The 26243-nt window shown below is 67.6% G+C and carries 20 protein-coding genes and 1 riboswitch; of the genes, 8 read left to right on the top strand and 12 right to left on the bottom strand.

Features of this window, described 5'->3' with window-relative positions:
- Positions 1 to 7: 7 nt before the first annotated feature.
- Both O3305_RS02155 and O3305_RS02150 read right to left on the bottom strand, forming a co-directional pair.
- Entirely contained in the window at positions 8 to 304 is a 297-nt protein-coding gene (locus tag O3305_RS02155; RefSeq protein ID WP_269574951.1) for a hypothetical protein, read from the bottom strand.
- 115 nt (positions 305 to 419) lie between these two features.
- Positions 420 to 1052, bottom strand: a complete 633-nt coding sequence (locus tag O3305_RS02150) for an energy transducer TonB (protein WP_269574950.1) — start codon at positions 1050 to 1052, stop codon at positions 420 to 422.
- A 73-nt stretch (positions 1053 to 1125) separates the two neighbouring features.
- Here O3305_RS02150 and argJ point away from each other — a divergent pair, with 73 nt between their 5' ends.
- Complete coding sequence (gene argJ, locus O3305_RS02145; protein ID WP_269574949.1) at positions 1126 to 2352, top strand: bifunctional glutamate N-acetyltransferase/amino-acid acetyltransferase ArgJ; 1227 nt, start codon at positions 1126 to 1128, stop codon at positions 2350 to 2352.
- 47 nt (positions 2353 to 2399) lie between these two features.
- On the opposite strand, the gene trxA is transcribed toward argJ, so the two are convergent.
- The 9 genes from trxA to ahcY all read right to left on the bottom strand — a co-directional run bounded on the left by trxA (position 2400) and on the right by ahcY (position 18792).
- The gene (gene trxA, locus O3305_RS02140) at positions 2400 to 2720 is read right to left on the bottom strand and encodes a thioredoxin (RefSeq protein WP_184167254.1); all 321 of its coding nucleotides are present in this window, start codon (positions 2718 to 2720) and stop codon (positions 2400 to 2402) included.
- Positions 2721 to 2774: 54 nt separating this feature from the next.
- Positions 2775 to 6215: a double-strand break repair helicase AddA gene (gene addA / locus O3305_RS02135; protein WP_269574948.1), complete on the bottom strand. Its 3441-nt coding sequence runs from the start codon at positions 6213 to 6215 to the stop codon at positions 2775 to 2777.
- Between the two features lie 188 nt (positions 6216 to 6403).
- Entirely contained in the window at positions 6404 to 9337 is a 2934-nt protein-coding gene (gene addB / locus O3305_RS02130) for a double-strand break repair protein AddB (RefSeq protein WP_269574947.1), read from the bottom strand.
- Between the two features lie 188 nt (positions 9338 to 9525).
- The gene (locus tag O3305_RS02125) at positions 9526 to 10287 is read right to left on the bottom strand and encodes a nucleotidyltransferase family protein (protein WP_269574946.1); all 762 of its coding nucleotides are present in this window, start codon (positions 10285 to 10287) and stop codon (positions 9526 to 9528) included.
- 10 nt (positions 10288 to 10297) lie between these two features.
- Complete coding sequence (locus O3305_RS02120; RefSeq protein WP_269576429.1) at positions 10298 to 11278, bottom strand: aminoglycoside phosphotransferase family protein; 981 nt, start codon at positions 11276 to 11278, stop codon at positions 10298 to 10300.
- Positions 11275 to 11718: a tRNA (adenosine(37)-N6)-threonylcarbamoyltransferase complex ATPase subunit type 1 TsaE gene (gene tsaE / locus O3305_RS02115; protein WP_269574945.1), complete on the bottom strand. Its 444-nt coding sequence runs from the start codon at positions 11716 to 11718 to the stop codon at positions 11275 to 11277. Before tsaE ends, O3305_RS02120 begins: the two co-directional genes overlap by 4 nt.
- Positions 11715 to 14054, bottom strand: coding sequence for a PAS domain-containing sensor histidine kinase (locus tag O3305_RS02110; RefSeq protein WP_269574944.1), 2340 nt, complete (start codon positions 14052 to 14054; stop codon positions 11715 to 11717). The genes tsaE and O3305_RS02110 overlap by 4 nt, the downstream gene beginning before the upstream one ends.
- A 114-nt stretch (positions 14055 to 14168) precedes the next feature.
- Entirely contained in the window at positions 14169 to 17159 is a 2991-nt protein-coding gene (locus tag O3305_RS02105; RefSeq protein ID WP_269574943.1) for a TonB-dependent receptor plug domain-containing protein, read from the bottom strand.
- A 229-nt stretch (positions 17160 to 17388) separates the two neighbouring features.
- A complete protein-coding gene (gene ahcY, locus O3305_RS02100) occupies positions 17389 to 18792 on the bottom strand; it encodes an adenosylhomocysteinase (RefSeq protein WP_184167277.1) in 1404 nt (467 codons plus the stop codon).
- A gap of 166 nt (positions 18793 to 18958) precedes the next feature.
- Between ahcY and O3305_RS02095 the strand changes: the two genes are divergently transcribed.
- The 3 genes from O3305_RS02095 (at position 18959) to O3305_RS02085 (ending at position 22939) form a co-directional block, all read left to right on the top strand.
- A complete protein-coding gene (locus O3305_RS02095; RefSeq protein WP_269574942.1) occupies positions 18959 to 19480 on the top strand; it encodes a WG repeat-containing protein in 522 nt (173 codons plus the stop codon).
- A gap of 178 nt (positions 19481 to 19658) precedes the next feature.
- Positions 19659 to 19859: riboswitch (cobalamin riboswitch) on the top strand.
- A 117-nt stretch (positions 19860 to 19976) separates the two neighbouring features.
- Positions 19977 to 22277, top strand: a complete 2301-nt coding sequence (gene metE / locus O3305_RS02090) for a 5-methyltetrahydropteroyltriglutamate--homocysteine S-methyltransferase (RefSeq protein WP_269576428.1) — start codon at positions 19977 to 19979, stop codon at positions 22275 to 22277.
- A gap of 140 nt (positions 22278 to 22417) precedes the next feature.
- The gene (locus O3305_RS02085; protein ID WP_269574941.1) at positions 22418 to 22939 is read left to right on the top strand and encodes a hypothetical protein; all 522 of its coding nucleotides are present in this window, start codon (positions 22418 to 22420) and stop codon (positions 22937 to 22939) included.
- Positions 22940 to 22943: 4 nt separating this feature from the next.
- Here O3305_RS02085 and O3305_RS02080 read toward each other — a convergent pair whose 3' ends face one another.
- The gene (locus tag O3305_RS02080) at positions 22944 to 23504 is read right to left on the bottom strand and encodes a YqgE/AlgH family protein (RefSeq protein WP_269574940.1); all 561 of its coding nucleotides are present in this window, start codon (positions 23502 to 23504) and stop codon (positions 22944 to 22946) included.
- A gap of 97 nt (positions 23505 to 23601) precedes the next feature.
- On the opposite strand from O3305_RS02080, the gene O3305_RS02075 reads away from it, so the two are divergent.
- The 4 genes from O3305_RS02075 to O3305_RS02060 all read left to right on the top strand — a co-directional run bounded on the left by O3305_RS02075 (position 23602) and on the right by O3305_RS02060 (position 26220).
- Entirely contained in the window at positions 23602 to 24084 is a 483-nt protein-coding gene (locus tag O3305_RS02075) for a peroxiredoxin (RefSeq protein WP_184167286.1), read from the top strand.
- A 104-nt stretch (positions 24085 to 24188) separates the two neighbouring features.
- Positions 24189 to 24443, top strand: a complete 255-nt coding sequence (locus tag O3305_RS02070) for a hypothetical protein (RefSeq protein ID WP_269574939.1) — start codon at positions 24189 to 24191, stop codon at positions 24441 to 24443.
- Positions 24444 to 24544: 101 nt separating this feature from the next.
- On the top strand, positions 24545 to 25990 hold the full coding sequence (locus O3305_RS02065; RefSeq protein ID WP_269574938.1) for an AMP nucleosidase: 1446 nt from the start codon (positions 24545 to 24547) through the stop codon (positions 25988 to 25990).
- A 95-nt stretch (positions 25991 to 26085) separates the two neighbouring features.
- Positions 26086 to 26220, top strand: coding sequence for a hypothetical protein (locus O3305_RS02060; RefSeq protein WP_260396061.1), 135 nt, complete (start codon positions 26086 to 26088; stop codon positions 26218 to 26220).
- Positions 26221 to 26243 lie beyond the last annotated feature (23 nt).

Here is a 26243-nt window from a genome sequence, read left to right as displayed (position 1 = left end):
CTTCACGCTACTTCGCCGGAGCTCCCGTGACGAACTCGACCGCGGCCGAGCGCGATTCCGGTGCCTTGCCCTTCTCGACCGGCAAGGTCAGGCTCTGCACCTGCTGGCAGGCAACCTTGTCGATGCCCGGGCTGCCGCTGGACTGCTCGAGCGTGCACGTCAAAACTGTGCCCTTGCTGGTAAAATCGAGATGAACGATCGGCGCCTTGGTATAGGTGGCCGGAAGTTTCTGCACCGTAATCGTCATGATCGGAGCCGGCGCAGCAGTCTGGCCGGCAAGCGCCAGCAGGGTAGCGAAGATCATTTTTCCCTCTCGATTCTCTTAGGTACCGGTCCCTAGGTACCGGCGCATTGGTAACGGGTACTGGACCTTTGTCTACGCGCTCCTTCGTACCTTCGACACACTTAACCGCGATTGGTCAGGGTGCCTTGGGCACATCGACGGAAACCAGCACCATGCGGGTATCCGGCCGCAGTCCGTCCGGACGGGGATCGGGGCGCACAGCCTGCGCCATCGCCTGGTCGCACGCGACCTTGTCGAGCGGGACGCTGCCGCTGCTGACCTCCGCGCGGCATGAATCCGGCTTGCCTTCGGTGGTGAAATGCACGCGCAGCAAGGCGGGGCGCTCATAACCCGTCGGGATCTTCTTGAGGTTCAGCTCAATGCCGAGCGGCTCGGGCTGCATTTCCTTTATGCGCTTGTCGCTGTCGCCGGGGAACTTCCAGGTGAAGCTGCCCTTGTAGATACTGACGATGGCCACGCCGCTTGCATCGCGGGCCGGCTGAAACTTGCTGCGTGCCAGCAGGACCCCGCAGGTGGTCTGATCCAGCTCTATGAAACCCGATGTCGCGGCGACGCGGCAGTCCGTCACCTTGCCGGTGGCATCCACGCGGAGCAGGAAGCCCGTCGTCCCATTGGCGTGCTGGGCAAATGCCTTTGTGGGATAATCGTCATCGCTCAGCCACCGCAGCGGCGTGATCGGCGTCGGTTTCGGCTCGGCGCTCGCCCCCGCGTCCTGCGCGGCGAGCGCCGTCGCCAGGATCACCGACACACTTGCCCCCAAAACCATTGATCTTTCCCCCCGCTTGCCCGAAGCGGTCGGCAACTTAGCAACAGGTTAGCCCATGTCCATCGAACGTTCCCCGCTCGCGCTGCCCTTCCCCGCCCTGCCGGTGATCCCCGGCGTGACCACGCGCGTGGCGCGGGCGCGCTACAAGAACTGGGACCGCTGCGACCTGACCTTTGTCGAGCTGGCGCCGGGCACGGCGGTGGCAGGCGTGCTGACCAGCAGCAAATGCCCGTCGCCGGAGGTGGAATGGTGCCGCAAGGCGCTTCCGCTCGGCACCGCACGGGCGCTTGTGGTCAATGCCGGCAACTCCAACGCCTTCACCGGCAATCGCGGCCGCGCCGCCGTGGAGGCGATCGCCGCCCGCGCCGCCGCGCATCTCGGCTGCCAGCCCTCCGACGTGTTCGTCGCCTCCACCGGCGTGATCGGCGTGCCGCTGCCGATCGACAAGGCCGAGGCCGGGCTCGACAACGCCTTCACCGCCGAGCCGTGCGGCTGGGAGGACGCCGCCGCGACGATCATGACCACCGACACCTTCGCCAAGGGCGCAGTGACCCGCGCGGTGGTGGGCGGCAAGACCGTGCAGCTGGCGGGGATCATCAAGGGATCGGGCATGATCGCGCCGGACATGGCGACGATGCTCGGCTTCATCTTCACCGATGCGGCGGTCGACCCCGCCTTCCTGCAGACCGCACTGAGCGACGCCAATGGCAAGAGCTTCTCGTGCATCACCGTGGACGGCGACACCTCGACCAGCGACACCGTGCTGGCCTTCGCCACCGGCAGCGCGGGCAACGCGGTGCTGGCGAGCGACGAGGATGCGGGCGCCGACGCCTTCCGGGCCGCGCTCAAGGACCTTTGCCACCAGCTGGCGCTGCTCGTCGTGCGCGACGGTGAAGGCGCGCAGAAGCTGATCGAGATCACGGTGGAAGGCGCCGAGAGCGACGCGAGCGCCCACCGCATCGCGATGTCGATCGCCAATTCGCCGCTGGTGAAGACCGCGATCGCCGGCGAGGACGCCAATTGGGGTCGCGTGGTGATGGCCGTGGGCAAGGCGGGCGAGCCTGCCGAGCGCGACAAGCTGGCGATCCGCTTCGGGGCCACCCAGGTGGCCCGCGACGGGCTGGCGGTGGAAGGCTATGACGAGGCGCCGGTTGCCGAGCACCTCAAGGGCCGCGAGATCGAAGTCGGGGTCGAGCTCGGGCTGGGCGAAGGCCGCGCCACCGTGTGGACCTGCGACCTGACGCACGGATACATCTCGATCAACGCGGATTACCGCAGCTGATCGGCGGGCTCCCGGTCCAGCACCTGCCGGACCGGGATGCAATCAGCTCAGAGCTTGCTCTGCACCCACTGCTTGATCGCGCTCTTCGGCATTGCGCCGACCTGGGTCGCGGCCGGCTGGCCGTCCTTGAACAGGATCATCGTGGGGATGCCGCGCACGCCATACTTGGTCGGGGCATCGGGATTCTCGTCGATGTCGATCTTGATGATCTGCACCTGATCGGCCAGCTCCTCGCCGAGTTCCTCGAGCGCGGGGGCGATCATCTTGCAGGGGCCGCACCACTCCGCCCAGAAATCGACGAGCACGGGCTTGCCGGACTCGAGAACGTCGGTTGCGAATGTGGCGTCGGTGGTAGCCTTGGTGGCCATGGAAGAACTCCTGATACGATGTCGGGGTCTAATCTATGATCGACCCGCGCAGGGTCAAGCGCGCAGGGCCAAGCTTTGCTCCGTGGGCACGAAGCCGGGCTTGTGCGCCGCCAGCACCTCCTCGGGCAGCAGATGGAGGACCGGGCCCGCCGCGTAGAGCAACCCGGCCTCGACCCTGCGCCCGGGAAAAATCACCCTGAGCGCAGCGACATAGGCGCCCATCTGGCGGAGGTGATAGGGCGGAATCTCGGCCAGTGTCGCGGGGGCGCGGCGGCCGGTCTTGAAGTCGATCACCCGGACATTCTCCGGCGTGACCACGAGCCGATCGACCGTGCCGGAGACGACCACGCCCTCTCCCACCACGGCCGCGATCGGGGCCTCGCCGAGGGAATCAGGTCCGAAAAGCGCGGCGAGATCGGGGTTCTCGGTGACGCCCAGGGCTGCCGTGACCAGTTCCGCCCTGAGGGCGGCATCGGCCACGCCCCCCGCCCCGGCCAGCCAGCGCTCGGCTGCGGCATGGCGATCCGAAGGGCTAACCGACGGCAATCGCTCGAAAAGCGCATGGAGGAGACGGCCGCGCTCCGCCGCCGCCCTGAGGGCCGGCGTAGGGGGCGGATCGGCGACCGCATCGTCACCCAGCGACGACGGCGCGAGGGGACGCGGCGGGCGGGCTTCCTCGGGGGCCGGGCGGCGGGCCCAGTCGGGGAGCCGCGCCACCTCGGCCGCGACCTCGGCCGGGCGCGGCCTCACCGCCACCGGCGGCTGGGGCTTCAAGCCGCTGAATTCGCGTACTTCTCCCTCGGGCACGCCGAGCGCGTCGAGCGCGGCGGCGCTGGCGGCGTACCAACTCTTTGCCGGGGGCACGCCCTTGGCCATCGGGCCCAAAGCCCCGGCAACGACCAGCTTTTCCTCGGCGCGGGTGGCTGCGACATAGAATAGACGCCAATGTTCACTAAGTTCACGCGCATCGGCGTTTTCGATGACTTCGGCCAGCACGCCGCGCTCAGCGGCGCGGGGCCGGAAGATGGGCAGCTTTCCGGACGCACCAGACGGTTCCCATCCCAGAAAGTCACGCGGGGAGCGCGTGGGATCGACGGTGGCGTCCGCAAGGATGACCAAAGGCGCCTGCAGGCCCTTGGCGCCGTGGGCGGTCATCACCCGTACCGCCGCCTGGGGCTGGGCCGCATCGCGGACGATCTCGACATCGCCGCGATCGAACCAGTCGAGGAATCGCTGCAAGGACGGGGTCGCAACCTTTTCGAAGTTGAGCGTCGCATTGAGCAGTTCTTCGATCGGATCGCGGGCTTCCTCGCCCAACCGGCGCAACAGCTTGCGGCGACCATCCAGCGGACCGGAAAGTAGTTCTTCCAGAAAGCGATAGGGGGTGGCGATGTCAGCGCGTGCGAGGAGTGCATAGAGCGGCGCGAGGCGCTCCTCGGGCTGGGTTCGACGCAGGTGACGCCAGAGTCCGCCACTGGTGCGGACAGAAGCGTCCATTAGCTCCTCCTGAGTCCAGCCGATCAAGGGGGACACGAGCAGGGAGGCGAGCGACAGATCGTCCTCTGGCTGGAGTGCGAAGCGGATCGCGGCGAGCAGGTCCTGCACCGCCAAAGGCGCATTCAGCCGCAGGCGATCGACGCCGGCCACCGGCACGCCCTCGGCATAGAGCCGCGCGACGATCAGCGAGGCCAGCTCGCCGCGGCGCTTGACCAGGATCATCACATCCTCGGGCTGGAGCGGACGACCCTTGCTCTCCAGCATCATGCCGCCCTGCCACCATTCGCGGACCTGCCGCGCGATGCGCCCGGCCAGTTCGCGCGTGGCGTCGCTGACCCATTCCTCCTCGTCCGCCTCGCTGCCGCCCTCGGTGACCGGCGGCCAGAGCGTGACGGTGCCGGGGCCGGGCACTTCGCTGGCATGTTCCTGGCTGTCCGACAGCTCACCCATGCCGGGCGCGGGCAGCGCGCCGAGCGCGGCATCGACGAATTCGAGCACCGGCCGGGTCGAGCGGAAGCTGTGGGTGAGCGACAGCTCCTCGACTTCTCGGGGCTCGGGCTTGTCCTCGTCGAATTCGTAGTCGGGATCGGCCTCGACCCGCGACAGCGCGAGGAAACGCTCGAAGGCGGCGCGGAAGAAAATCGGATCGGTGCCCTGGAAGCCGAAGATCGCCTGCTTGTAGTCGCCGACGGTGAACAGCGTGCGCATCGTCGTGGCGCGGACGCCCTCGCCGACAAAGAACTCGTCGGCGATCGCGCTGACGATTGCCCATTGCTGGGGATTGGTGTCCTGCGCCTCGTCGATCAGGACATGCTCGGTCGCGGTATCGAGCTTGAAGCGCACCCACTCGCCCATGCCCGGCTCGGCGAGCAGCGCGACCGTGCGGTGGATAAGGTCGTTGAAGTCGACCGCGCCGAGGCGGCGCTTCGCCTGGCCATAGGTCTCGGCATAGACGCGGCCGGCCTCCAGCCCGCGGGCGAGCAGGTCCGCGTACGCCGCCTGGGTCTTCATGCCGAGCAGCTGGCTGCAGCTGTCGAACAGCCGCATGGCGTAGTCGGCGTAAGACGGGTCCTGCGGGGCCTGGCCCTTGCCGAACGAGCGCGGCTCGCCCTTGGCGGTGGCCCAGATCGAATGGAGATCGGCGAGGCTGGCGGCGCGGGCCTCCGGGCTCCTGCCGAGCCAGGCTGCGGCGATGTCGGCGCGTTCGAGCCCCCTGCCCGTGCCCCAATCGGCGTTCATCACCGTAATCGCGCGCAGGCTGGCGAGGTCGAAACTGTCATCGGCGCAGCGGCGGGCGATCTCCGCATCCACGTCTCCCAGCGGCAGGCCAAGGGCTTCGCGCAGGAATGGCTGGATCAGGATCGGCAAAGCGGCGAGCGCTTCGCCTTCGCGGGCGCAGGCCTTGAGGAAATCCTCGGCCTTGCCCTCGCCCAGCCGCAGCGACAGCGCGCCGACCGCATCGACGATCCAGCCGCGGCCGTCGCGCTCGGCATCGACCAGCATCTCGGCCAGCGCCTCGCGGGAGAGCACGGCTTCCTCGCGCTGATCGAGCGGACGGAAGCCTGGGACGAGGCCGGCTTCCATCGGGAAGGCGGCGAGCAGCGACTGGCAGAAGCTGTGGATCGTCTGGATACGGATGCCGCCGCCCGGCGCGTCGAGCACCTTGGCGAAGAGCTGGCGGGCCTTTTCGCGGCCCGCAGGCGAGATGTTCTCGCCCAGCGCTTCGAGGTCGGCAGCGAGTTCGGTATCGGAGGCGCGCACCCAGCGGGCGAGCCGGCTGGTGATCCGCTCGGACATCTCCGCCGCGCCCGCCTTGGTGAAGGTGAGGCAGAGGATCGCGCCGGGATTGGTGCCGCCGAGCAGCAGCCGCCAGACGCGCGCGGCGAGCACCTGGGTCTTGCCGGTGCCGGCCGAGGCGGAGAGCCAGATATGTCGGCCGGGATCGCTGGCGGCCTTCTGGTTGCCCTTGAGTTTGTGGAGGGGGCGGACTTCAGACATTTTGCGCCTTCGTCATCGCCACCCCTGCCTCCGCCATCCTTACCCCTAACTCCGTCATCCCCGCGCAGGCGGGGATCCATTCTGGCTGGCTAAGCGGATGGAGCCGAAACGGCAGCGCCAATGGATCCCCGCCTTCGCGGGGATGACGGAATAACGTGCGGGAGTAAGTATGCGCGATCACGCCGCCCTCACTCACGGCCATACCATTCGTCGAGCCGCATCAGCTGGTCATACTCGGCATAGGGCGCATATTCGGGGTGGAGCTTGGCGGTGAAGGGCTCGTCGCCCGTCAGCCACATCCGCACCGCGTCGGCGAAATGGTGCGCGGCGAGGTCGACGAATTCCTCGGCCGGGATCGGCTCCTTCTTCTTCGGATCGACGGGGCTGTCGACATAGCCGAAGCCGCCGGTGCGCGGGGAGCGGGCGAGCGACCAGTACTCAAAGGCACGCGCGATGCCCTCGATGTCGGCAAACCCGCCACGCTCGGCGATCAGGCCGAGCAGACCCAATTGCAGGCTGAACCCGGCGCGGACGGCGCGAGTGCTGGGAGGCTGGCCGGTCTTGTAGTCGATGATCGCGAGGCTGCCATCGGCCAGGCGATCGATGCGATCGAACTTGCCGCGCAGCTTCACCCCTTCGAACTCGATATCGCCGTCGAGCTCGACCGCGAGCACCTTGCGGTCCGGGCTCTCGGCGATCTGGCGGGCGATCCAGTCGATCGCTTCCATCAGGCGCGGCTGCCAGAGCGCGCGCATCATCGGATGGGTGCGCTCATCGACCAGCATCGCCTCGGCGCGGGCACGGAGCCTGGCCGGATCGCAATTATCGAGCTCGAACCATTTCTGAAGAACGTCATGTACTGCCGTGCCCCTCCACGCGGCGCTGGGATCGGCATCGACCGGATCGAGCGGCGCGAGCTTGAGCATGCGGCGGGCGTAAAAGGCATAGGGATCGGCCTTCAACCGATCGACTTCGGTGACCGAGATCGCCTTGGGGCGGGCTTCCACCGCCGGTTGCGGCGCCGGGCGGTCGGCGGGTTCATGGGCGCCGGGATTGTCGATCGCGTGGAGCCAGGCGGCGAGATCGGGCGCGCGATCGAGGCCTCCGGACAGTGCTTCGAGGCGCAGCCAGAAGCGCGAGGCAATCGTCGGCGCGGTGGCGTCGCGACGGGCGCGGGTGAGCAGCACTTCGGGGGCGCCAAGCGCACCGGCAAGATCGTGCGCGGCGAGGCCGATGCGGCGTTCCAGGCCGGGCAGGTCAAGCTCGGCGCGGATGCGCGGGGCGAGCCAGGGGTCGGGCGCGGGCAGACTTGGCCAGACGCCTTCGTTGAGGCCCGACAGGATCATCAGGTCGGCGGTCTGCAGGCGCGCTTCGAGCTGGCCGAGAATGGCGAGGCGCGGATGGCCGCCCTGGGGCGGGCGCACCGCGATGCCGTCCATCAGCGTGCGCAGCATCGGGGCGAGCGTTTCGGGGTCGGCGCGCTGGGGGCCGTCCACCGCTTCGCGTTCGAGATCGTCGAGCAGGGTCGCGGCAGCGCGGCCCTCGGCGCGGCTCCATAGCGCATCGCCGCCCAGCGCCTGGGCGGTTTCGCGCAGCGCCGCGAGCAGCGCGGGGATCGGCTGCGTGCCGGCGCCGAACGCGGCTTCGAGCGGGGCGAGCAACGCCCTGGCGGTGGGCCACCAGGCCTGGGCGGCCTTGCGGATCGGACCGTCCCTGCCCTCCTGCTCCGCCAGATGGCGATCGATGCCGGCGAGGTCCGGCGCGGGGCGCGGGCCGCGCAGGGCACGATCGAGCAGGCGGGCGCCTTCCAGCCATTCCGGCCGGGTCTCGGGCATTACCAGCGGGTGCTTGAGCAGGGTGAGCAGCGGCAGCGGGGCGAAGCGCTGGGCGGCGGCGTCGGCGAGCGCGAGCAGCAAGGTGCCCGGCGGCAGGATCGACAGTGGCTGGCCGGCGGAATCGTCGACGGTGATGCCCCAGCGGGCGCAGTGCGCGGCGACGCGGCGAGCGAGCGCGCGGTCGGGCGTGACCAGCGCGGCGGTGCGCTCGGGGGTCTCCAGCACCTGGCGGAGCGCGAGGGCGATCGCCTGGGCTTCCTCGGCGGGCGTGGCGACTTCGAGGACGCGGACGCCGTCGAGCCGGCGCTCATGCTCGGGGAGCGTGGTCCAGCCATGGGTGAGTTCGGGCGGCTGCATCGCCGAGGCGATCGCCTTGCTGCGCGAGGGCGCGGCGTCATGCTCGCTGGCGAACATCCACGGATCGAACTCGCTGCGGTGGACCGACATCCGCTCCAGCAAGAGTTTCAGGTGGAATTGCGGATGGGTCTCGAGGTTGCGCTTGCGGCGACCGGTGACGGGATCGGGCGCGTGCGGGCCGAGCATGTCCCACTCGGCCTCCGAGATGGCGATGGCGAGATCGGGGAGGACGACCATGCCCTGGGGCAGCCCGGCGACGACGCGCTGGAGCCGGGCGATGGCGGGCGCGCTGGCGGTGATGCCGGCGGCGCAGACAAAGCCCTGCGGCGGATTGGCGGTCCAGCGCTTCGCCACCCTGTCGATCAGCTGGCGGCGGCGATCGGCGAGATCGATGCGGCCGAGCCGGGCGAGTTCGCCGGGCCAGCGCTCGAGGACGATGCGGAACAGGTTGAGCGACTTGTCCCAATGGCTCTGCAGTTCGCCTTCGAACTTGAGGTCGGTAAGGCGGGTGAGCGGGACTTCCTCGATCAGCAGCTGGTCGAGCGTCTCGGCAAGCTCGCCGGCGAGGCGGACGGCTTCGGCGGCGTCGTGGCGGGGTTCGGCCTGCTGGATGAGGCGCGCGAGGATGAGCTGGCGCTGGAGCGGGGTGACCGCGGGAGGCACGGGATCGGGATCGGCGGCGGCATCGAACACCGCTTCGTCGAGCTCGGGATCGCCGACCGCGACGAGGCGGGGCAGCAGCAGGCCGCCGCCGCTGGCGCGGACGAACGCGTCCTGGATCGCCTTCTTGGCGCGGTTGTTGGGGAGCAGGACGAGGCCGCGGGCGAGGCCCATCGGGTCGCTGCCGAAGCGCTGAATCAGCCCGTTCGCCAGCGCATCCGCGAAGGCGCGGTGCGGGGGGATGGTGTAGAGGTGGAGGGCGTCGGGCATGGGTTCGGGAAAGCCTAGAGCATCGCCCTTCTATCGTCATCCCCGCGCAGGCGGGGATCCATTGTCGCTGAAGGCAATGGGACTCATTTCGGTCAGCCAGAATGGATCCCCGCCTGCGCGGGGATGACGGAATGCGTTGAGGGGTCGGGATACGGCCTGAGAGCCCGGCGTTCGCCGGGATGACGGGTTTAGACCGTCGCCAGTATCTCTTCGGCTTCCTTGACCGCGCCGGGGGTGCCGACGTCGAACCACAGGCCCTGGTGGACCGTGCCCCACAACCGCCCCTGCTCCATCGCGCGGTTCCAGAACAAATTGGTCGAGAACGGGCCCTCGGGCCAGTCGCGGATCACGCGGGGGTGGATGATCTGGGCGCCGGCATAGACGAAGGGCGCGAGGCGGCCGGGCTTGCGGCGCTCGGTGATGCGGCCGAGCGGATCGAGGCGGAAATCGCCCATGCCCTTGTGGCTGTATGCGCGCGCCAGGGGCACGAGCAGCAGCAGCGCGTCCATCTTCTCATCATCCCAGGCGGCGGCGAGCGCGTTGAGGGAGCCGATCGGGCCGTCGACCCAGAGCGTGTCGCTGTTCACCGTGAAGAAGGGCTGGTCGCCGAGCATCTCACGGGCCTGGACGATGCCGCCGCCGGTCTCCATCAGCTGGGCGCGCTCGTCCGAGATCTGGACGTCGATGCCGCCGGCGCGGGCCTTGAGGTGCGCCTCGACCTGGTCGGCGAGGTAGTGGACGTTGACCACGGCGCGCTTGATCCCGGCCTCGCGCAGGTGATCCATCGTATGGTCGAGCAGCGGCTTGCCGGCGACTTCGACCAGCGGCTTTGGGCGCGTGACGGTGAGCGGGCGCATGCGCTTGCCGAGGCCGGCGGCCATCACCATTGCGGTCTCGGGCATGGCGACGTCCGGGTTCGGGCGCAGCGAATAGGTGGCGGAGGGTTTCATTGCCCCGGTCTTATGCCTTGGTCAGTGCGAGGGGATCGCCGCGCATGTCGACGGGGATATTGGCTGCGAACCAGTCGGCGACCGGCTTGAGCGCGGGGTGCCGGAGGTCGCGGTTGAGATAGGTCCAGACGCGCGGGCACAGGCCCGGATAGCGCGGCTTGCCGTCGCGCTGCCAAAGGCGAGTGAAGATGCCGACGATCTTGGCGTTCCGCTGCGCGCCGAGCACGTGATAGGCGACATCGAACGCGTAGCCGGCGCCGGTGATGCGCTTGTAGCGATCGAGCATCGCGGTCTCGAGGCTTTCGGGCACGTCACGGCGGGCGTCCTGCAGCAGCGAGACGAGGTCATAGGCGGGATGGCCCGCCAGGGCGTCCTGGAAGTCGAGCAGGCCCAAGGTTTCCGCGCTACCGTCGATCAGCATGAGATTCTCGACATGGTAGTCGCGCAGCACCGTGACAGGCGTGTGACCCGCGAGCACCGGCGCCAGCGCTTCGTCCCAGGCCTTGCGGTATCCGTCGATGTCGACCTCCAGGCCGACCGCGGGGCAATACCATTCGGGGAGCAGGTCCGCCTCGCGGTGATACTCGGCCAGGCTGTAGGGCTTGAGGATGTCCGCGGCCGGATATTCGGCGAGGCGGATGAGCAGGTCGATCGCCTCCTCGTAGAGGCGCAGCTCGCTCTCGGGCGCGGCGTCGACGGTCTCGCGCATCCGGGCGTCGCCGAAATCCTGGATCAGGACCAGGCCCTCGGTCAGGTCCTCGTGGAGGATCTCCGGCGCGGCGAAGCCGTGGCTGGTCAGCCAGCGGGCGATGTTGATGAAGGGGCGCGGATCCTCGTGCGGGGGCGGCGCGTCCATCAGGATCGCGGTGCGGTCATGCTCCACCACCCGGAAATAGCGGCGGAACGAGGCGTCGCCGGCAAGCGGGCGGATCTCGGCTCCGCCCCAACCAGCGGCAACAAGGAAGTCGGGCGCCGCGGCGGGCGGATTCATGTCAGAAACCATCGGTCCTTCCATGCCGCCGGCACCTTCGCTGTCAAGACGCGCGCGCCGTCCGGTGCCACATCGAGGGACAACCACAGCGCATCGTGCCATGCTGCCTCGCCCAGCCGCTCGGGCCATTCGACGATCAGCAGCGAATCATAGCGGGCATCGTCGAGGCCCAGTTCCTCGGCCTCGGATGGATCGTCGAGCCGGTAGAGATCGACATGGAGCACCGGGAAACGGACCTCGGGCGGCTCATAGGGCTGGACGATCGCGAAGCTGGGCGACGGCGCCTCGCCTTCCAGTCCCAGCGCGGCGAGCAGGCCGCGGGCGATGCTGGTCTTGCCGGCGCCGAGCTGGCCGGAAAGCGCGATGACGTCGCCGGGGCGGGCGAGCCCGGCGAGACGGCGGCCGAGTTCGAGCGACTGATCGAGGCTGGAGAGGATCATCGCCGCGGCAGTTCCACGGTTACCAGCGTCCCCTCACCCGGTTCGGAGATCAGCTCGATCCGCCCGCGATGCGCCTCGACGAACTGCTTCGCCAGCGGCAGGCCCAGGCCCAGCGAGCGCTGGCTGCCGCGGGCATTGCCGAACTGGGCGAAGCGATCAAAGGCGGTAGCGACCTGCTCGGGCGTCATGCCCGGACCGTTATCCGATACGATCACGCGGGCGACGCGGCTGTTGCCGTCGAGATGGAGCAGCACCCTGCCCTGCTCCGGCGTCTGCGAGACGGCGTGGCGCAGCAGATGCTCGATCACCTGGCGGACGCGGCGCGCATCGCCGGTGATCGCACCGGCGGTGCCGGCATTCTCGACCACCAGCTCGATATGCTTGGCCTTGGCCAGCGGCGCGATCGCTTCGGCGGCATTCTGCGCGGCGTGCTCGATATCGACCGGCGCCTTCTCAAGTGGCGAACCTTCGCTCTGGGTGAGATCGAGCACTTCGTCGATCATCGTGCCGAGCCGGTCGACCGAGATCAGGATCGCGTCCGAATATTCCTGCCCGCTCTCCGAAAGCGGGCCGGCGAACCCGCCGTTGAGCATCTCGGCAAAGCCCTTGATCGAGGTCAGCGGGGTACGCAGCTCATAGCTCATGTTAGCGAGGAACGAGGTCTTGACCCGGTCCGCCGCTTCCAGCGCTTCGTTGCGGGCGCTGAGCGCGCGCTCGGCGCGGTGATGATCGGTGGTATCGAGCATCGTCACCAGCGCATTGCCGTCGGGCAGCGGCACCGCGGTCACGTCGAAATGGCGGCCATCGGCAAAGGCGATGCTGGAGCCGCGTGACTGGCGCTCCTGCGCGGCGATGCGGATCAGGTCGCCGATGATGTCAGCGCGAGACGCCTTGACCAGCTTCGGCCCAAAGGCGCGGACCAGCTGCGGCACCTGCGGATGGCTGTCGAGGAAGCTGTCCTCAAAGCCCCAGACCTGGCGGAACTTGCGGTTCCACAGCTGGAGCCGCCCCTTGCCGAACACGGCGACCGCTTCGGCAAGGCTCTCCAGCGTGGCGGTGCGCACCTGCTGCATCTCGCCATGCTCGCGCTGCAGCTCGAACTGCTGGGTCTGGTCCTCGAACAGCAGCAGCAGCCCGCCTTCGGGCAGCGGCTGGGCGACGACGCGCATATGGGTGGCACCGAGGCTCCAGGTCTCCTCGACCGCGTCGGGCGACACGAACCAGTGCGCCCGCTCCGCCCGCCAGGCCGGATAGTCGCGCACTTCCGGCAGGCGATTGGCCTCGCGCATGCGATCGAGCACGCGATCGAATTCGGGGCGATCGGCCAGCCACTCGTTGCGGATCGCGAACATCCGGCGGAACGGCTGGTTGGAGAAGATCAGGCTGCGATCGGCACCGAACTGGGCGACGCCGGCCGAGATCCGATCGAGCATCGCACGCTGGGCAGCGGCGAAGCGCTTGAGACCGCCGCGCGCCTGCTCCAGCTCCTCGATATCGACCGCGAAGCCAGCGACGCCACCGGTGGGCAAGGGCATGTCGTGGAGGCGCAGCATCCGGCGCTTGCCGCCGATCGTGGCGGGCATCGCCGCGGTCTGCGGTTCACCGGTGTCGCGGGCGATCGCGGCATTGGCGAGTGGTCCTCCCAGGCCGACGCCCTCGATCAGCTCGAGCCCGCGCTCGACGACATCCTCGGAATCCTTGCCCTCCACGGCCTCGACATAGGCCGAGTTGACCATGAGCAGGCGAAGGTCGCCGCCGCGATACCACATCGGCATCGGTGCAGCCTCGATCAGCGCGGTGAGCGCGTCGAAGGCGGCGCGCAGCCGGGTAGCCTCGCGCTGGAGGCGGTTGATCTCGTCCTGGCTCTCGGTCGCGTCGAGGAACCAGAGCACGACGCCGCCAGGAGCGTTGACGGTCTGCGGCGCGCGCTCACCGATCACCAGCAGCGCACGTTCCGAGCCGAGCGCACGGACGGAAAGGCTGAACGGCTTGCCGGCCTTTTGCGCGGCCGCGACATGCGCGCCGAGGGCATCGGCATCCTCGGGCAGCAGTCCCGTCCCTGCTCCGGTCAGTTCGTCCAGCTCGCGCGGCAGATCCTGGAAGCCAAGCCAGTCCCCCAGCCGCCGCGACAGCTCGAGCCGGCCATCGGCACGCACCAGCATCGCCTGGGCCGGCGAACCGCTGACCAGCGCGGCGAGCCGGGCATTGGCCTCGGCGATCGAGGTCGCGTCGGCACGGGCACGCAGGCCGGCGAACAGCGCCCAGACGCCGCCGATCACCAGCAACGCCAGCGCCGCGCCCGCGAGCACCGCGGCCGATTGCGTGATGTGGATCAAAGCGCGCCGTTCCGGGGGATCATCTCCGTCCCTTAGGACAGTTTGTCGCCAAACGAAAAGGGCCCGGCATGCCGCCGGGCCCTTCCTTTTTTCGCTTCAGGGCGAAGTTGCCGATCAGAACAGGTTCGGCAGCTTCACCTTGGCGCCGACATAGCCGAAGCGGCCGACGGCGTTGACCGGATAGATGCGCGTGCCGAGCTCGGGCATCTGGCCGAACAGGTTGCGCACGCCGCCATAGATCTGGAAGCGCTGGTCGATATCGTAGCTCAGGTAGATATCGTGCTGCCAACGCTGCTTGAGGTACTTGTATTCCTCCGCGACGATGGTCGGATCGCCGGCCATCTGCTGGTTGGTGTAGCGCGAGGTCTTGTCGAACCACAGGATGCCGTAGTTCGCGGTGAACCCGCCCAGCTGCCAGGTGAGATCGGCGTTGACCGTGTACTTCGGGGCATAGGTCTCGCCGCGCGAGTTGGTCACATCGGCGCCCGGGGTGCCGATGAACTCGAGGCGATCGAGATAGTTGCCGACCACGCTCAGGCTGAAGGTGCCGGCATTGTCGGTCTTCAGGCGGTAGTTGAAGTTCACGTCGAGGCCCGCGGTGCGGAACTGCGCCACGTTCTGCGGCACGACGTTGAAGCTGACGATGTTGCCCGCCGCGGCGTTGCCGGTCGCGCCGTTCTGACGGGTGATGCCCGCGCAGAACGGGTTGCTGAGCGTCGGCTGGTCGACGCAGAGCTCGGCGAGCTGCTGCGAGGTGACCTGGTTGATCGCGTTCTTCAGCTTGATGTCATACCAGTCGGCACGCAGCGACAGGCCCGGGATGAAGCTCGGCTGGAGCACCACGCCGGCGGTCCAGGTCGTCGCCTCTTCCTGCTTCAGGTTCGGGTTGCCGCCGGCGAAGCCCGGCAGGTTGGTCGAGCGCGCGTCGGTATAGGTCGCCGGGTTGGCACCCAGCGAGCTCAGCAGCGCCTGGCAGTTCGCCGCGCGATACTGGGTACCGAACTGGATCTCGGCCGGGAGGCACGGATCGGTGATGAACTCGAAGGTCTGCGAATTGCCCGCATAGAGCTCGCCGATGTTCGGCGCGCGCACCGCCTTCGAATAGGTGCCGTTGAAGGTGATGTCGCGCACCGGCGCGAACTTGCCATCAAGCTTCCAGGTGGTGGTGTGGCCGATCGACGAATAGTCGGAGAAGCGCACCGCGCCGCCCACTTCGAGGCGGTGGACGATGGTGTCGGTGAGCAGCGGCACGTTGAGCTCGCCGAACACTTCCTTCACGTCATATTCGCCGCCGTCATTGCTGAGCGAGTTGGCGAAAGTCAGGCCCTGCGCCGCCAGCGGATCGGCGGTGAAGCTGCTCTTTTCCTTGCGATATTCCGCGCCGACCGAGAAGCCGACCTGGCCGCCGCCCGGCATGGTGAACAGACCACCAAGGTCGCCCGACAGATAGGCGGTGGCGACGTGCTGCTGGATGCGGGCGCGATCGAGCGTGTCGGCCTTGATCCAGTTATAGGCCGCCTGGCTGCCGGCGCCCTCGCCGAACAGGTTGAGCGGCACGCACTCGCCCGGACGGAAGGTGGTCGGCGAGAAGACGTCGCGGCTCGCATAGGGCTGGTCGGGCGTCCAGGCCGGGTTGACGTTCACCCGGCAGGTCGGGCCGTTCGCGCCCTGCACCACGTCGATCGCGGCATAGAAGCGGTCGTCGAGGATGTCGTTCAGGTAGCGGCTCGACACGTCGGTGCGGCCATAGGTGTACGACACTTCGTAGTTGAGGTGGCTGCTCAGGTCGCCCCGCACGCCGAACACGCCGCGATAGGTCTCGCGGGTGATGTCCTCACCGCGCTGGCCGAAATCGAAATTGTCGCGGTTCATCAGCACGCCGCCATTGCCGGTGGCGGCGATCAGCGGCCGCAGCGCGGCCGGGATATAGGGGTTATCCTCCGGGATCAGGAGGTAATAGTCGAAGGTCGGCTGGGCGAGCGAATAGCTGTGCGTGCGCGCGTACTTCGCCTCGGCGAAGACCGAGAATGCGGGGCTGACGTCGAAATGCGCGATCGCGTTGACGACATGGCGGCTCACTTCCGGCAGCAGGTCGTTGCCATAGTCGGAGACCAGCGTGCCGCTGCCGCCCTGCTGGAAGGCGGTGCGCACGAACTTGCCCGGATCATAGGGGGTCAGGCCGTTGGCGCCGACGAAATAGTCGGGCAGGCCGTCGAAATCGAGATCGATGCCGCCCTGACGCGCGGTGTCGAAATAGCGGATGTCGTTGAGCGGCACATAGGTGGGCGTGGTGCCGTTCGGGTTGCGATAGAAGCCGACCTGGTTGGTGCCGCTGTAGCGCTGGCGATCGTGCGAATCGAGGCGATCCTCCTCGCCATATTCATAGGCGATGGCGATGTTGCCGCGGCCGTCGGCGAAGTTCTTGCCGGCGGTGATCGAGAACATGCGCTGGCCGGCATCGCCATATTCGGAGATGCCCGCCTGGGCGCGGGCGCTGATGCCCTGGAAGTTCTTCTTCATGATGAAGTTGACGACGCCGCTGACGCCGTCGGCACCGTAGATGGCCGAGGCGCCGCCGGTGAGCACTTCGATGCGCTCGACCAGGTCGTTGGGGATGGTGTTGATATCGACCGACGCGGTGCCCGGCACGCCCGAGACGTGGCGGCGGCCATCGACCAGCACCAGCGTGCGCTGGGTGCCGAGATTGCGCAGGTCGAGCAGGTTGAGGCCGGTATAGCCGATGCCGGCGCGGTCACCCGAGTTGTTGCCCGAAGTCGCCGAGCCCTGCAGCGCCGGATAGCCGGTGAGGAAGTCGGTGAGGTTGGTGGTGCCCGATTCCTGGAGCGTCTGGGCGCCCAGGGTCACGACCGGGTTCGGCGTCTCGAAATCCTGGCGGCGGATACGCGAACCGGTGACGACGATGGCGCCTTCCTGCGGCGCGGCCTGATCGGCCTGTTCCGGAACCGCAGCCTGCGCCTCGGCGGGCGCCGGCGTCTGGTCCGCGGTCTGCGCGGCTGCCGGCGTGGCGATCTGGGCTAGAGCAAGAACGGCGACCGACGCGGTAAAGGACAGGCCGCGCCGGGTGAGCGCACAAGAGCTACGCATGATACATCCCCTTTAATAAACTGACCGTGCGACCTCGGAGCCGATTGTTGCCGGCTTTTGTCCCTGACTTTGCCATGACGCGGAAATGCGGGTTTTGGTTGCCTTGCGACAACAGTTTGTTGCGGCGTGTTGCGAGATTACAACAGTACGGCAGTCGGCCCGCGCCAACGAAAAAGGCCGCGCCTCCCGGGGGGAAGCGCGGCCCTTTCATTCGCCTGACGGCGAAGGATCAGTAGCGATAGTGATCCGGCTTGAACGGACCCTCGACGGTGACGCCGATATAGTCCGCCTGCTTCTGGGTCAGCTTGGTCAGCTTCACGCCGAGCTTGTCGAGATGCAGCGCCGCGACCTTCTCGTCGAGGTGCTTCGGCAGGACGTACACGTCGTTCTTGTACTCGTCCGACTTGGTCCACAGCTCGATCTGGGCGAGGACCTGGTTGGTGAAGGACGACGACATCACGAACGACGGGTGGCCGGTCGCGTTGCCGAGGTTCACCAGACGGCCCTTCGACAGCACGATGATCTTCTTGCCATCCGGGAACTCGACTTCGTCGACCTGCGGCTTGATCTCGGTCCACTTGAAGTTCGCCAGGCCGGCGATCTCGATCTCGCTGTCGAAGTGGCCGATGTTCGAGACGATCGCCATGTTCTTCATCGCGCGCATGTGGTCGACGGTGAGCACGGCTTCGTTGCCGGTGGCGGTGACGAAGATGTCGGCGCGGGTGGCGGCCTCTTCCATCGTCACGACTTCATAGCCCTCCATCGCCGCCTGCAGCGCGCAGATCGGGTCGATCTCGGTGACCAGAACGCGGGCACCGCCGTTGCGGAGCGACGCGGCCGAACCCTTGCCGACGTCACCGAAGCCGGCGACGCAGGCGACCTTGCCGGCGAGCATCACGTCGGTGGCGCGACGGATCGCGTCGACCAGCGATTCCTTGCAGCCATAGAGGTTGTCGAACTTCGACTTGGTGACGCTGTCGTTGACGTTGATCGCCGGGAACGGGAGCTTGCCCTTCTTCGACAGCTCGTACAGGCGGTGCACGCCGGTGGTGGTCTCTTCCGACACGCCCTTGATCGTGGCGACGGTCTTGGTCAGGTAGCCCGGACGCTCGGCAAGGAAGCGCTTCAGCGTGGCGACGAAGATCTCTTCCTCTTCGTTCGACGGGGTGAACAGTTCCTCACCCGCCTCGACGCGCGCGCCCCACAGCGCGAACATGGTGGCGTCGCCACCGTCGTCGAGGATCATGTTGCAGGTCTGGTCCTGGCCCCAGTCGAAGATGCGGATGACGTAATCCCAATATTCTTCGAGCGTCTCGCCCTTGACGGCGAAGACGGGGATGCCGGCCTCGGCGATGGCGGCCGCGGCATGGTCCTGGGTCGAGTAGATGTTGCAGGTCGCCCAGCGCAGCTCGGCGCCGAGTTCCTTGAGGGTCTCGATCAGCACGGCGGTCTGAATCGTCATATGCAGCGAGCCGGTGATGCGCGCGCCCTTGAGCGGCTTCGAAGCACCGAACTCGGCGCGGAGCGCCATCAGGCCCGGCATTTCGGTCTCGGCGATCTCGATTTCCTTGCGGCCAAAGGCGGCAAGCGAGAGGTCCTTGATGACATAGTCCTTGTCGAGCACGGTAGCCACGAGCTGTCTCCAGATGTGAATCGGTTACGCGCCGGGAATCACCGGCGGCGGATGCGGGCGCCCTACAGGCTTCGCCCTGGCCGCGCAATCCCGATATAAAGATATCTTTATATGTCACGGCGAGCCGGTCTTTGTGCGAGGCACAGCGCCATGATAGCCTCGCCTCATGCACTGGCTGTTCCTTCCGCTCGTGACGCTCGCGGCACCCTCCGAACCGGCTCAGCAGCGCTACCCCCTCCCCTGCTTCTACGCCCCGCGCGGCGGCGAGCTCGACACCTTCCCGGACTGCGCGGCGCAGGACGCCGACGGCACGATCCGGCTGGCGCCGGCGCATCGGATGAAGCTCGACCATGACCGGGACGGACTGGCTACCGTCCATGTCGGCAAGAGCTTCCATTATGTCGCCCGCGACGGTCGCAGCGCGCCGGTGATGGCGATGGACAATGGCGCCGATCCCTTCGTCGACGGGCGTGCACGTTCCGAATGGAACGGCAAGATCGGCTATATCGACCGCGCGCTGCACCTGGTGATCGCGCGGCGATACGACGGGGCGATGCCGTTCGAGAAGGGTGTCGCCGAAGTTTGCATCGGATGCACGCTGACCGGGGACGGCGAGCATCACTGGTACACCGGCGGGCGGTGGCTGCGGGTGGACCGGCTTGGGCGGGAACTGGCTGGGAAGCGGTGATTTCCGCTTCCAATCCTCCGTCACCCTGAACTTGTTTCAGGGTCCAACGCGCCTCGAGCGGTATCGCTGGGGTAGAGTTGGATGCTGAAACAAGTTCAGCATGACGGAATAGAGGCTCTCCCGAAACCATCATATAAAGAATTCTTTATATCACCCTTGACGAACCATCCCGACAGGCGGATGCTTAAGCGGTCGAGGTTCTTCCGCCGGGCCAAATCCGGGCGGAAGCTAAGACGGGAAGCCGGTGCGATTCCGGCGCTGCCCCCGCAACTGTAAGCGGCGAGCGGCGGTCCAGCATGTCACTGGGGGCAACCCTGGGAAGACGGATCGTCCGCGCTGACCCGTGAGCCAGGAGACCTGCCTTTGACGCGATAACGTCCACCGGCGGGGTGCCCGGTCTGGCCGCCTGCTTGCCGCGGCCGGGCCTTCCGTCCGTTCGCGGCGCGTGTGCGTGTCCGTGCCGGTCTCCCCCGCCCTTCATCGGGGTATGAAGACCATGACCGTCACTGTTGCCACGCTCGGCTTTCCGCGGATCGGTCCGCGGCGCGAGCTGAAATTCGCTCTGGAGAAATTCTGGAGCGGCAAGTCCACCGAAGCCGAACTGCTAGATTCCGCCGCAGGGCTGCGCGCCGCCGCCTGGGCCCGCCAGGCCGCGATCGGAGTCGACTGGCTGCCGTCGAACGACTTCTCCTTCTACGATCATGTGCTCGACACCAGCCTGATGCTGGGCGCGATCCCGGAGCGCTACGGCGTCGCCGCCGGCACCGCCGACCTCGGCACCTATTTCGCGATGGCGCGCGGCACGACCGGGGAGACTGGCGGCTGCACGCATGGCCATGGCCACACTGCGCAGGAAATGACCAAATGGTTCGACACCAATTATCATTACATGGTGCCCGAGCTGGTCGCCGGGCAGAAGCTCGCCCTCTCCTCCGCCAAAATCGTCGACGAATATCGCGAGGCCAGGGCGCTCGGCTACGAGACGCGGCCGGTGCTGCTCGGGCCGGTCACCTGGCTGAGCCTGGCCAAGGGCCGCGACGTCGATCCTTTCGACTATCTCGACGAAGTGCTCGGCCTTTATTCGGCGGTGCTGACCCAGCTTCAGCATGCCGGTGCCGAATGGGTGCAGATCGACGAGCCGATCCTTGCCACCGACCTCAACGAGCGGCAGCGCGCCGCGATCACCCGCGCTTATGCCAAGCTGCCGCGTCTGGGCCTGAAGATCATGCTCGCCACCTATTTCGGCGCGCTGGAGGATAATCTGACGCTGGCGGTGAACCTGCCGGTGGCCGGGCTGCACCTGGATCTCGTCCGCGCGCCGGACCAGCTCGACAAGATACTGGTCGCCGCGCCCAAGGGGCTGCTGCTCTCGCTCGGCGTGATCGACGGGCGCAACATCTGGCGCGCCGACCTGGAAAGGCTGCTCGACCGGCTGGAGCCGATCGCGGCGACGCGCGACCTGGTGATCGCGCCGTCCTGCTCGCTGCTTCATGTGCCGGTGGACCTGGCGCTGGAGCCGAAGCTCGATGACGAAGTGAAGCAGTGGCTCGCCTTTGCCGTGCAGAAGATCGACGAGCTGGCGACGCTCAAGGATGCGCTCAATGGCGGGCGCGACTGGGTGGCCGCGAAGCTCACCGCATCGGGTGCGGCGGCTGCGGCGCGCAAGGTCTCGCCGCGCATCCACGATCCGAAGGTCGCGGCGCGGATGGCGGCGGTGAGCGCGGCGATGCGCGAGCGGACCTCGCCCTATGCCGCGCGCGCCGTGGTGCAGGCGGAAGTGCTCGACCTGCCGCCCTTCCCGACCACCACGATCGGCTCCTTCCCGCAGACCGCCGAAGTGCGCCACGCCCGCGCCGAGCACAACCGCGGCAATCTCGACAGCGCGGCGTATGAGCGGTTCCTGCGCGAGGAGACCGAGCGGACGATCCGCTGGCAGGAGGAAGCCGGGCTCGACATGCTGGTCCACGGCGAGTTCGAGCGGAACGACATGGTCCAGTATTTCGGCGAGCAGCTCGCCGGCTTCGCCTTCACGGTAAATGGCTGGGTCCAGTCCTATGGCTCGCGCTGCGTGCGGCCGCCGATCCTCTATGGCGATGTCTCGCGGCCCCAGCCGATGACGGTGGAATGGTGGCGCTATGCGCAGTCGCTGACGGACAAGCCGGTGAAGGGCATGCTCACCGGTCCGGTGACGATCCTCAACTGGAGCTTCGTGCGCGACGACCAGCCGCGTTCGGCATCGTGCCAGCAGATCGCGCTGGCGATCCGCGACGAAGTGCTCGACCTGGAAGCGGCTGGCTGCAAGGCGATCCAGATCGACGAAGCGGCGCTGCGCGAGGGCATGCCGCTGCGCCGGCGCGACTGGGATGCCTATCTCGACTGGGCGGTCGATGCCTTCCGCCTGACCGCGGCGGGCGTGGCTGACGCGACGCAGATCCACACCCACATGTGCTATTCGGAGTTCAACGACATCCTGCCGGCGATCGGCGCGATGGATACCGATGTGATCTCGATCGAGACCGCGCGCTCGCAGATGGAGCTGCTCGAGGGCTTCGCCGCCTATCGCTACCCGAGCGCGATCGGGCCGGGCGTGTACGACATCCACGCGCCGCGCGTGCCGACACAGGACGAGATGGTCGAACTGATGAAGCTCGCCCAGGCGCACCTCGCGCCCGAGCAATTGTGGGTGAACCCCGATTGCGGGCTCAAGACCCGCAAATGGGAGGAAGTGAAGCCGGCGATCGACGCGATGGTCGCCGCGGCACGGGCGCTGCGCGTCCGCGTGGCCGAGCCGGCCTGACAATTGGTACCGCCCGGCCGTGGTACGGTCGGGCGGTAACTTCGCCGGAAATGGTGGTACCCCAATTTTTTGGCGGTGACGAAAGCCGCGGGACCGGGCAAATCGTGGCTCGCGTCACAATCCACATTGCGAGTTCACCCATGCTCAGGTTCCTTGCGTCTGCGTTGCTCCTTTCGCTCGCCCCCAGCCTGCCTGCCCTTGCGCAGGACAGCGCCGGCATCATCCGCGATGTCGGCGACCCCGGCGGCGACGCGCGGGCCTGGGCAGCGATGATGCGCAACTATCCCGAGCAGGTGAAGGTCAACTGCTGGAAGCTCGGCTGCATGGTCATCATCAACGAGACCGCGAATTACGACGTGGTCGGCTTCTATGTCGATTCCGCCAGCCCGGGCCGCTCGCCGCGCTGGAGCGACAACCAGATGGGCAATGCGCTGGAGCCGCTGAAGGCGACGCTGCGCTTCAAGAATGGCGGGCCGAAGACCTGCGCGCTGCCGGTACGCTTCGTGCTGCGCCAGCGCGACACGCACGAGAAGATGGACGTCAACACCACCGGCAGCTTCTGCTCGACCCCGCACCAGGACACGGTGGTGCGGATCAAGGTGCTGGAAGGCAAGGTCTATGTCCGCGGCGACGACGAGACGCCGGCGGACCCGACGCACTAGGGCGTCAGGCGGTCCCCGCGCTGTTCGAGAGCAGGCGGGGATCGATGCCGGCGCCGGCAAAGGCGACTGCCCAGCGGTCCTCGGCGTCGATGTCATAGATCAGGTCGGGCGTGCCGGCGGTGTTGAACCAGCCATGGCGCGCCATCTCGCTGTCGAGCTGCCCCTCGCTCCAGCCGGCATAACCGAGCGCGACCAGATATTTGGCGGGGCCGGTGCCCTCGGCGATCGCCCGCAGCACGTCGATCGTGCCCGACAGCGCCCAGCGGCCGTCGACATCGATCGTGTCCTGTCCGCCCCAGTCGGGCGAATGGAGGACGAAGCCGCGACGCGGCTCGACCGGGCCGCCGAAATGCACCGGCGTGTCGGGCGCGTCGCCCGGCTCGATCTCGAACTGCTTGAGCAGGTCATGGAGGGTCAGCCCCTCGATCGTGTCGCCGATGCCGATGCCGAGCGCCCCCTCATCGTCGTGCGCGCACATCGCGATCACCGCGCGTTCGAAGCGCGGATCGCCGATGCCCGGCATGGCGAGGAGGAACTGGCCGGTAAGGAAAGGTGTCGAGTCCATGCCCGATCAACGTAGCCGCACCACTTCGGCTCCGCACGCTTGAAAATCACCCGCCACAAGCCGATGGAGCGGCACGACTCATTTCCAGGAGAGAAGAATGACCATCCAGGTTGGCGACCGCATTCCCAGCGTAACCTTCGTCAAGGTGACCGAGGCTGGCCCCGACCAGATTTCCTCGGACGACTATTTCGCCGGCCGCAAGGTGGCGATCTTCTCTGTACCGGGTGCCTTCACCCCCACCTGCTCGGCCAAGCACCTGCCGGGCTTTGTCGAAAAGGCCGAAGAGATCAAGGCGAAGGGCGTGGACGAGATCGCCTGCACCGCGGTCAACGACGCCTTCGTGATGGGCGCCTGGGGCAAGGCCAGCGGCGTCGAGGGCAAGGTGACGATGCTCGCCGACGGCAATGGCGATTTCCCCAAGGCGCTGGGCCTGACCATGGACGGCTCGAAGTTCGGCATGGGCACGCGCGGACAGCGTTTCTCGATGCTGGTCAATGACGGCGTGGTCGAGCAGCTCAACGTCGAGGCGCCGGGCCAGTTCGAAGTGAGCTCGGCCGAGTATCTTCTCGGCAAGCTGTGAGCCGAGTATCTTCTCGGCAAGCTGTGAGCTGAACACGGCAGCGTAACGGAACCTTGGAAGGCTCGCCGGAGTTGATCTGGCGAGCTTTTCAGAAAGGGACCGACATGGCCGATACCGAAACCGCCAACGCACTTCCCGAGACTGTCGCCGAAGCCAGGGACGAGGCGAAGAGCTTCCTCGCCCAGGCGCAGGAAGCGATCGGCGACGCAGTCGATGCGACCGTCAATGCGGTGAAGGAGCATCCGATCGCCGCGGCCGGCATCGCCGCCGGAGTCGCTGCCGCAGTGGGCGGTGCCGCCTATGCCGCCACCCAGCTGGGCGGCGACAAGGAACCCGCGGCCAAGCCGGCCAAGAAATAAGCCGGAAAAAATTCCTCCCCTATGGGGAGGGCCAGCCTGGGCCGGGGCTTGCCTCGGCCCATGGTCTTGCCAGAGTCATTTTTGGCGCTTAGCCCTGCAAGATGACTCAAGCATCCGACATCGTCGCCGATCTCGAGCGCCTCTACAACGCCTCGGTCGATCGCCTCAAAGCCGCCCTGAACCGCTATATCAGCGAAGGCACGCCGCCGAGCCCGGAAGACCGGACCGACGGCAGCTTCGCCTATCCCGAGCTGCGCGTCACCTATCGCGGCGGCACCGACCGCAACCGCCCCACCCCGCGCCGCTCGTTCGGCCGGCTGGTCGAGGAAGGCGAGTATCGCATCTCGGTCACCCGCCCGGCGATGTTCAGCCGCTACCTGATCGAGCAGCTGACCTTCCTGATCGAGGACTATGACGTCGAGGTCCATGCCGTCACCGGGCGGCAGGAAATCCCCTTCCCCTATGTGCTCGATCCCGGCCACATCGCGGCGATGGACCAGATCTCGGTCACCGAGCTGGGCCGTCACTTCCCGGCGACCGAGCTGGCGCATATCGGCGACGAGATCGCCGACGGGCTGTGGATGTCCTCGGACTCGACTCGGCCGCTCGCGCTGTTCGACGGGCTGCGCACCGATTTCTCGCTCGCCCGCCTGCGCCACTATACCGGCACCCCGGTCGAGCATTTCCAGCAATACATCCTGTTCACCAACTATCACCGCTATGTCGACGAGTTCGTCCGCTGGGCGGTCGACCAGCTCGGTGAGGGCTCGCGCTTCACCGGGGTCTCGGGCGCGGGCGGCCTCCTGGTCGAGGCCGGGGACGATACCGACCGGCTGCTCAACGACACCTCGGCGTGGCGTCGCCACCAGATGCCCGCCTATCACCTGATGGCGAAGGACGGCTCGGGCATCACGCTGGTCAACATCGGCGTCGGCCCGTCCAACGCCAAGACGATCACCGATCATCTCGCGGTGCTGCGCCCCGAGGCCTGGCTGATGATCGGGCATTGCGGCGGCCTGCGCCCGAGCCAGCGGATCGGCGACTATGTCCTCGCCCACGCCTATCTGCGCGACGACCACATCATGGACGACGTGCTGCCGCCGGAGATCCCGATCCCGGCCATCGCCGAAGTCCAGCTCGCCCTCGCCCGCGCCGCCGGTACCATCTCCGGCCAGTCGGGCGACGAGCTCAAGCAGCGGCTGCGCACCGGCACGATCGTCACCACCGACGACCGCAACTGGGAGCTGCGCTACTCGCAATCGGCGCTGCGCTTCTCGCTCAGCCGCGCGGTCGGCATCGACATGGAGAGCGCCACGCTCGCCGCCCAGGGCTATCGCTTCCGCGTGCCCTATGGCACGCTGCTCTGCGTCTCGGACAAGCCGCTCCACGGCGAGCTCAAGCTGCCGGGACAGGCGAACCTGTTCTACGAGCGCGCGATCGCCGAGCACCTCAAGATCGGCATCGAGACCTGCGAGGAGCTGCGCCGCGAAGGCGCCAAGCTCCACTCCCGCAAGCTGCGCGCGTTCAACGAGCCGCCGTTCCGGTAAGGCTGTCCGCCGTCATCCTTCCTTCGGGTAGGATGACGGGACCGGGCGGACAGCTTATCTCGGCGGTGCGTTCAGCCCTGTTGAGGAGAGTCACCATGATCGACCCCGAGGAACAGCCCGAAGCCGAGGCGCCGCACGCGCACCAGTCCGACGGCACCGACAGCTCAGCCGAATGGGACGCGCAGATCGCCGACGAGGGCATGATCCCCGACAGCGACCCGCCGGCCTGAGCCGCCGCCGCGTCACCGGCAAG

Source organism: Sphingomonas sp. NIBR02145, from assembly GCF_027359115.1.
Taxonomy (GTDB): domain Bacteria; phylum Pseudomonadota; class Alphaproteobacteria; order Sphingomonadales; family Sphingomonadaceae; genus Sphingomonas; species Sphingomonas kyeonggiensis_A.
This window is presented reverse-complemented; position numbering and strand designations above follow the sequence as displayed.

Coding starts and splice junctions, on each gene's coding strand:
- argJ (WP_269574949.1), top strand. CDS start 1,126: ATGTCCATCGAACGTTCCCCGCTCGCGCTGCCCTTCCCCGCCCTGCCG.
- O3305_RS02155 (WP_269574951.1), bottom strand. CDS start 304: ATGATCTTCGCTACCCTGCTGGCGCTTGCCGGCCAGACTGCTGCGCCG.
- O3305_RS02095 (WP_269574942.1), top strand. CDS start 18,959: ATGCACTGGCTGTTCCTTCCGCTCGTGACGCTCGCGGCACCCTCCGAA.
- metE (WP_269576428.1), top strand. CDS start 19,977: ATGACCGTCACTGTTGCCACGCTCGGCTTTCCGCGGATCGGTCCGCGG.
- O3305_RS02085 (WP_269574941.1), top strand. CDS start 22,418: ATGCTCAGGTTCCTTGCGTCTGCGTTGCTCCTTTCGCTCGCCCCCAGC.
- tsaE (WP_269574945.1), bottom strand. CDS start 11,718: ATGATCCTCTCCAGCCTCGATCAGTCGCTCGAACTCGGCCGCCGTCTC.
- O3305_RS02105 (WP_269574943.1), bottom strand. CDS start 17,159: ATGCGTAGCTCTTGTGCGCTCACCCGGCGCGGCCTGTCCTTTACCGCG.
- O3305_RS02125 (WP_269574946.1), bottom strand. CDS start 10,287: ATGAAACCCTCCGCCACCTATTCGCTGCGCCCGAACCCGGACGTCGCC.
- O3305_RS02070 (WP_269574939.1), top strand. CDS start 24,189: ATGGCCGATACCGAAACCGCCAACGCACTTCCCGAGACTGTCGCCGAA.
- addA (WP_269574948.1), bottom strand. CDS start 6,215: ATGTCTGAAGTCCGCCCCCTCCACAAACTCAAGGGCAACCAGAAGGCC.
- O3305_RS02075 (WP_184167286.1), top strand. CDS start 23,602: ATGACCATCCAGGTTGGCGACCGCATTCCCAGCGTAACCTTCGTCAAG.
- O3305_RS02080 (WP_269574940.1), bottom strand. CDS start 23,504: ATGGACTCGACACCTTTCCTTACCGGCCAGTTCCTCCTCGCCATGCCG.
- O3305_RS02060 (WP_260396061.1), top strand. CDS start 26,086: ATGATCGACCCCGAGGAACAGCCCGAAGCCGAGGCGCCGCACGCGCAC.
- O3305_RS02120 (WP_269576429.1), bottom strand. CDS start 11,278: ATGAATCCGCCCGCCGCGGCGCCCGACTTCCTTGTTGCCGCTGGTTGG.
- trxA (WP_184167254.1), bottom strand. CDS start 2,720: ATGGCCACCAAGGCTACCACCGACGCCACATTCGCAACCGACGTTCTC.
- O3305_RS02065 (WP_269574938.1), top strand. CDS start 24,545: ATGACTCAAGCATCCGACATCGTCGCCGATCTCGAGCGCCTCTACAAC.
- addB (WP_269574947.1), bottom strand. CDS start 9,337: ATGCCCGACGCCCTCCACCTCTACACCATCCCCCCGCACCGCGCCTTC.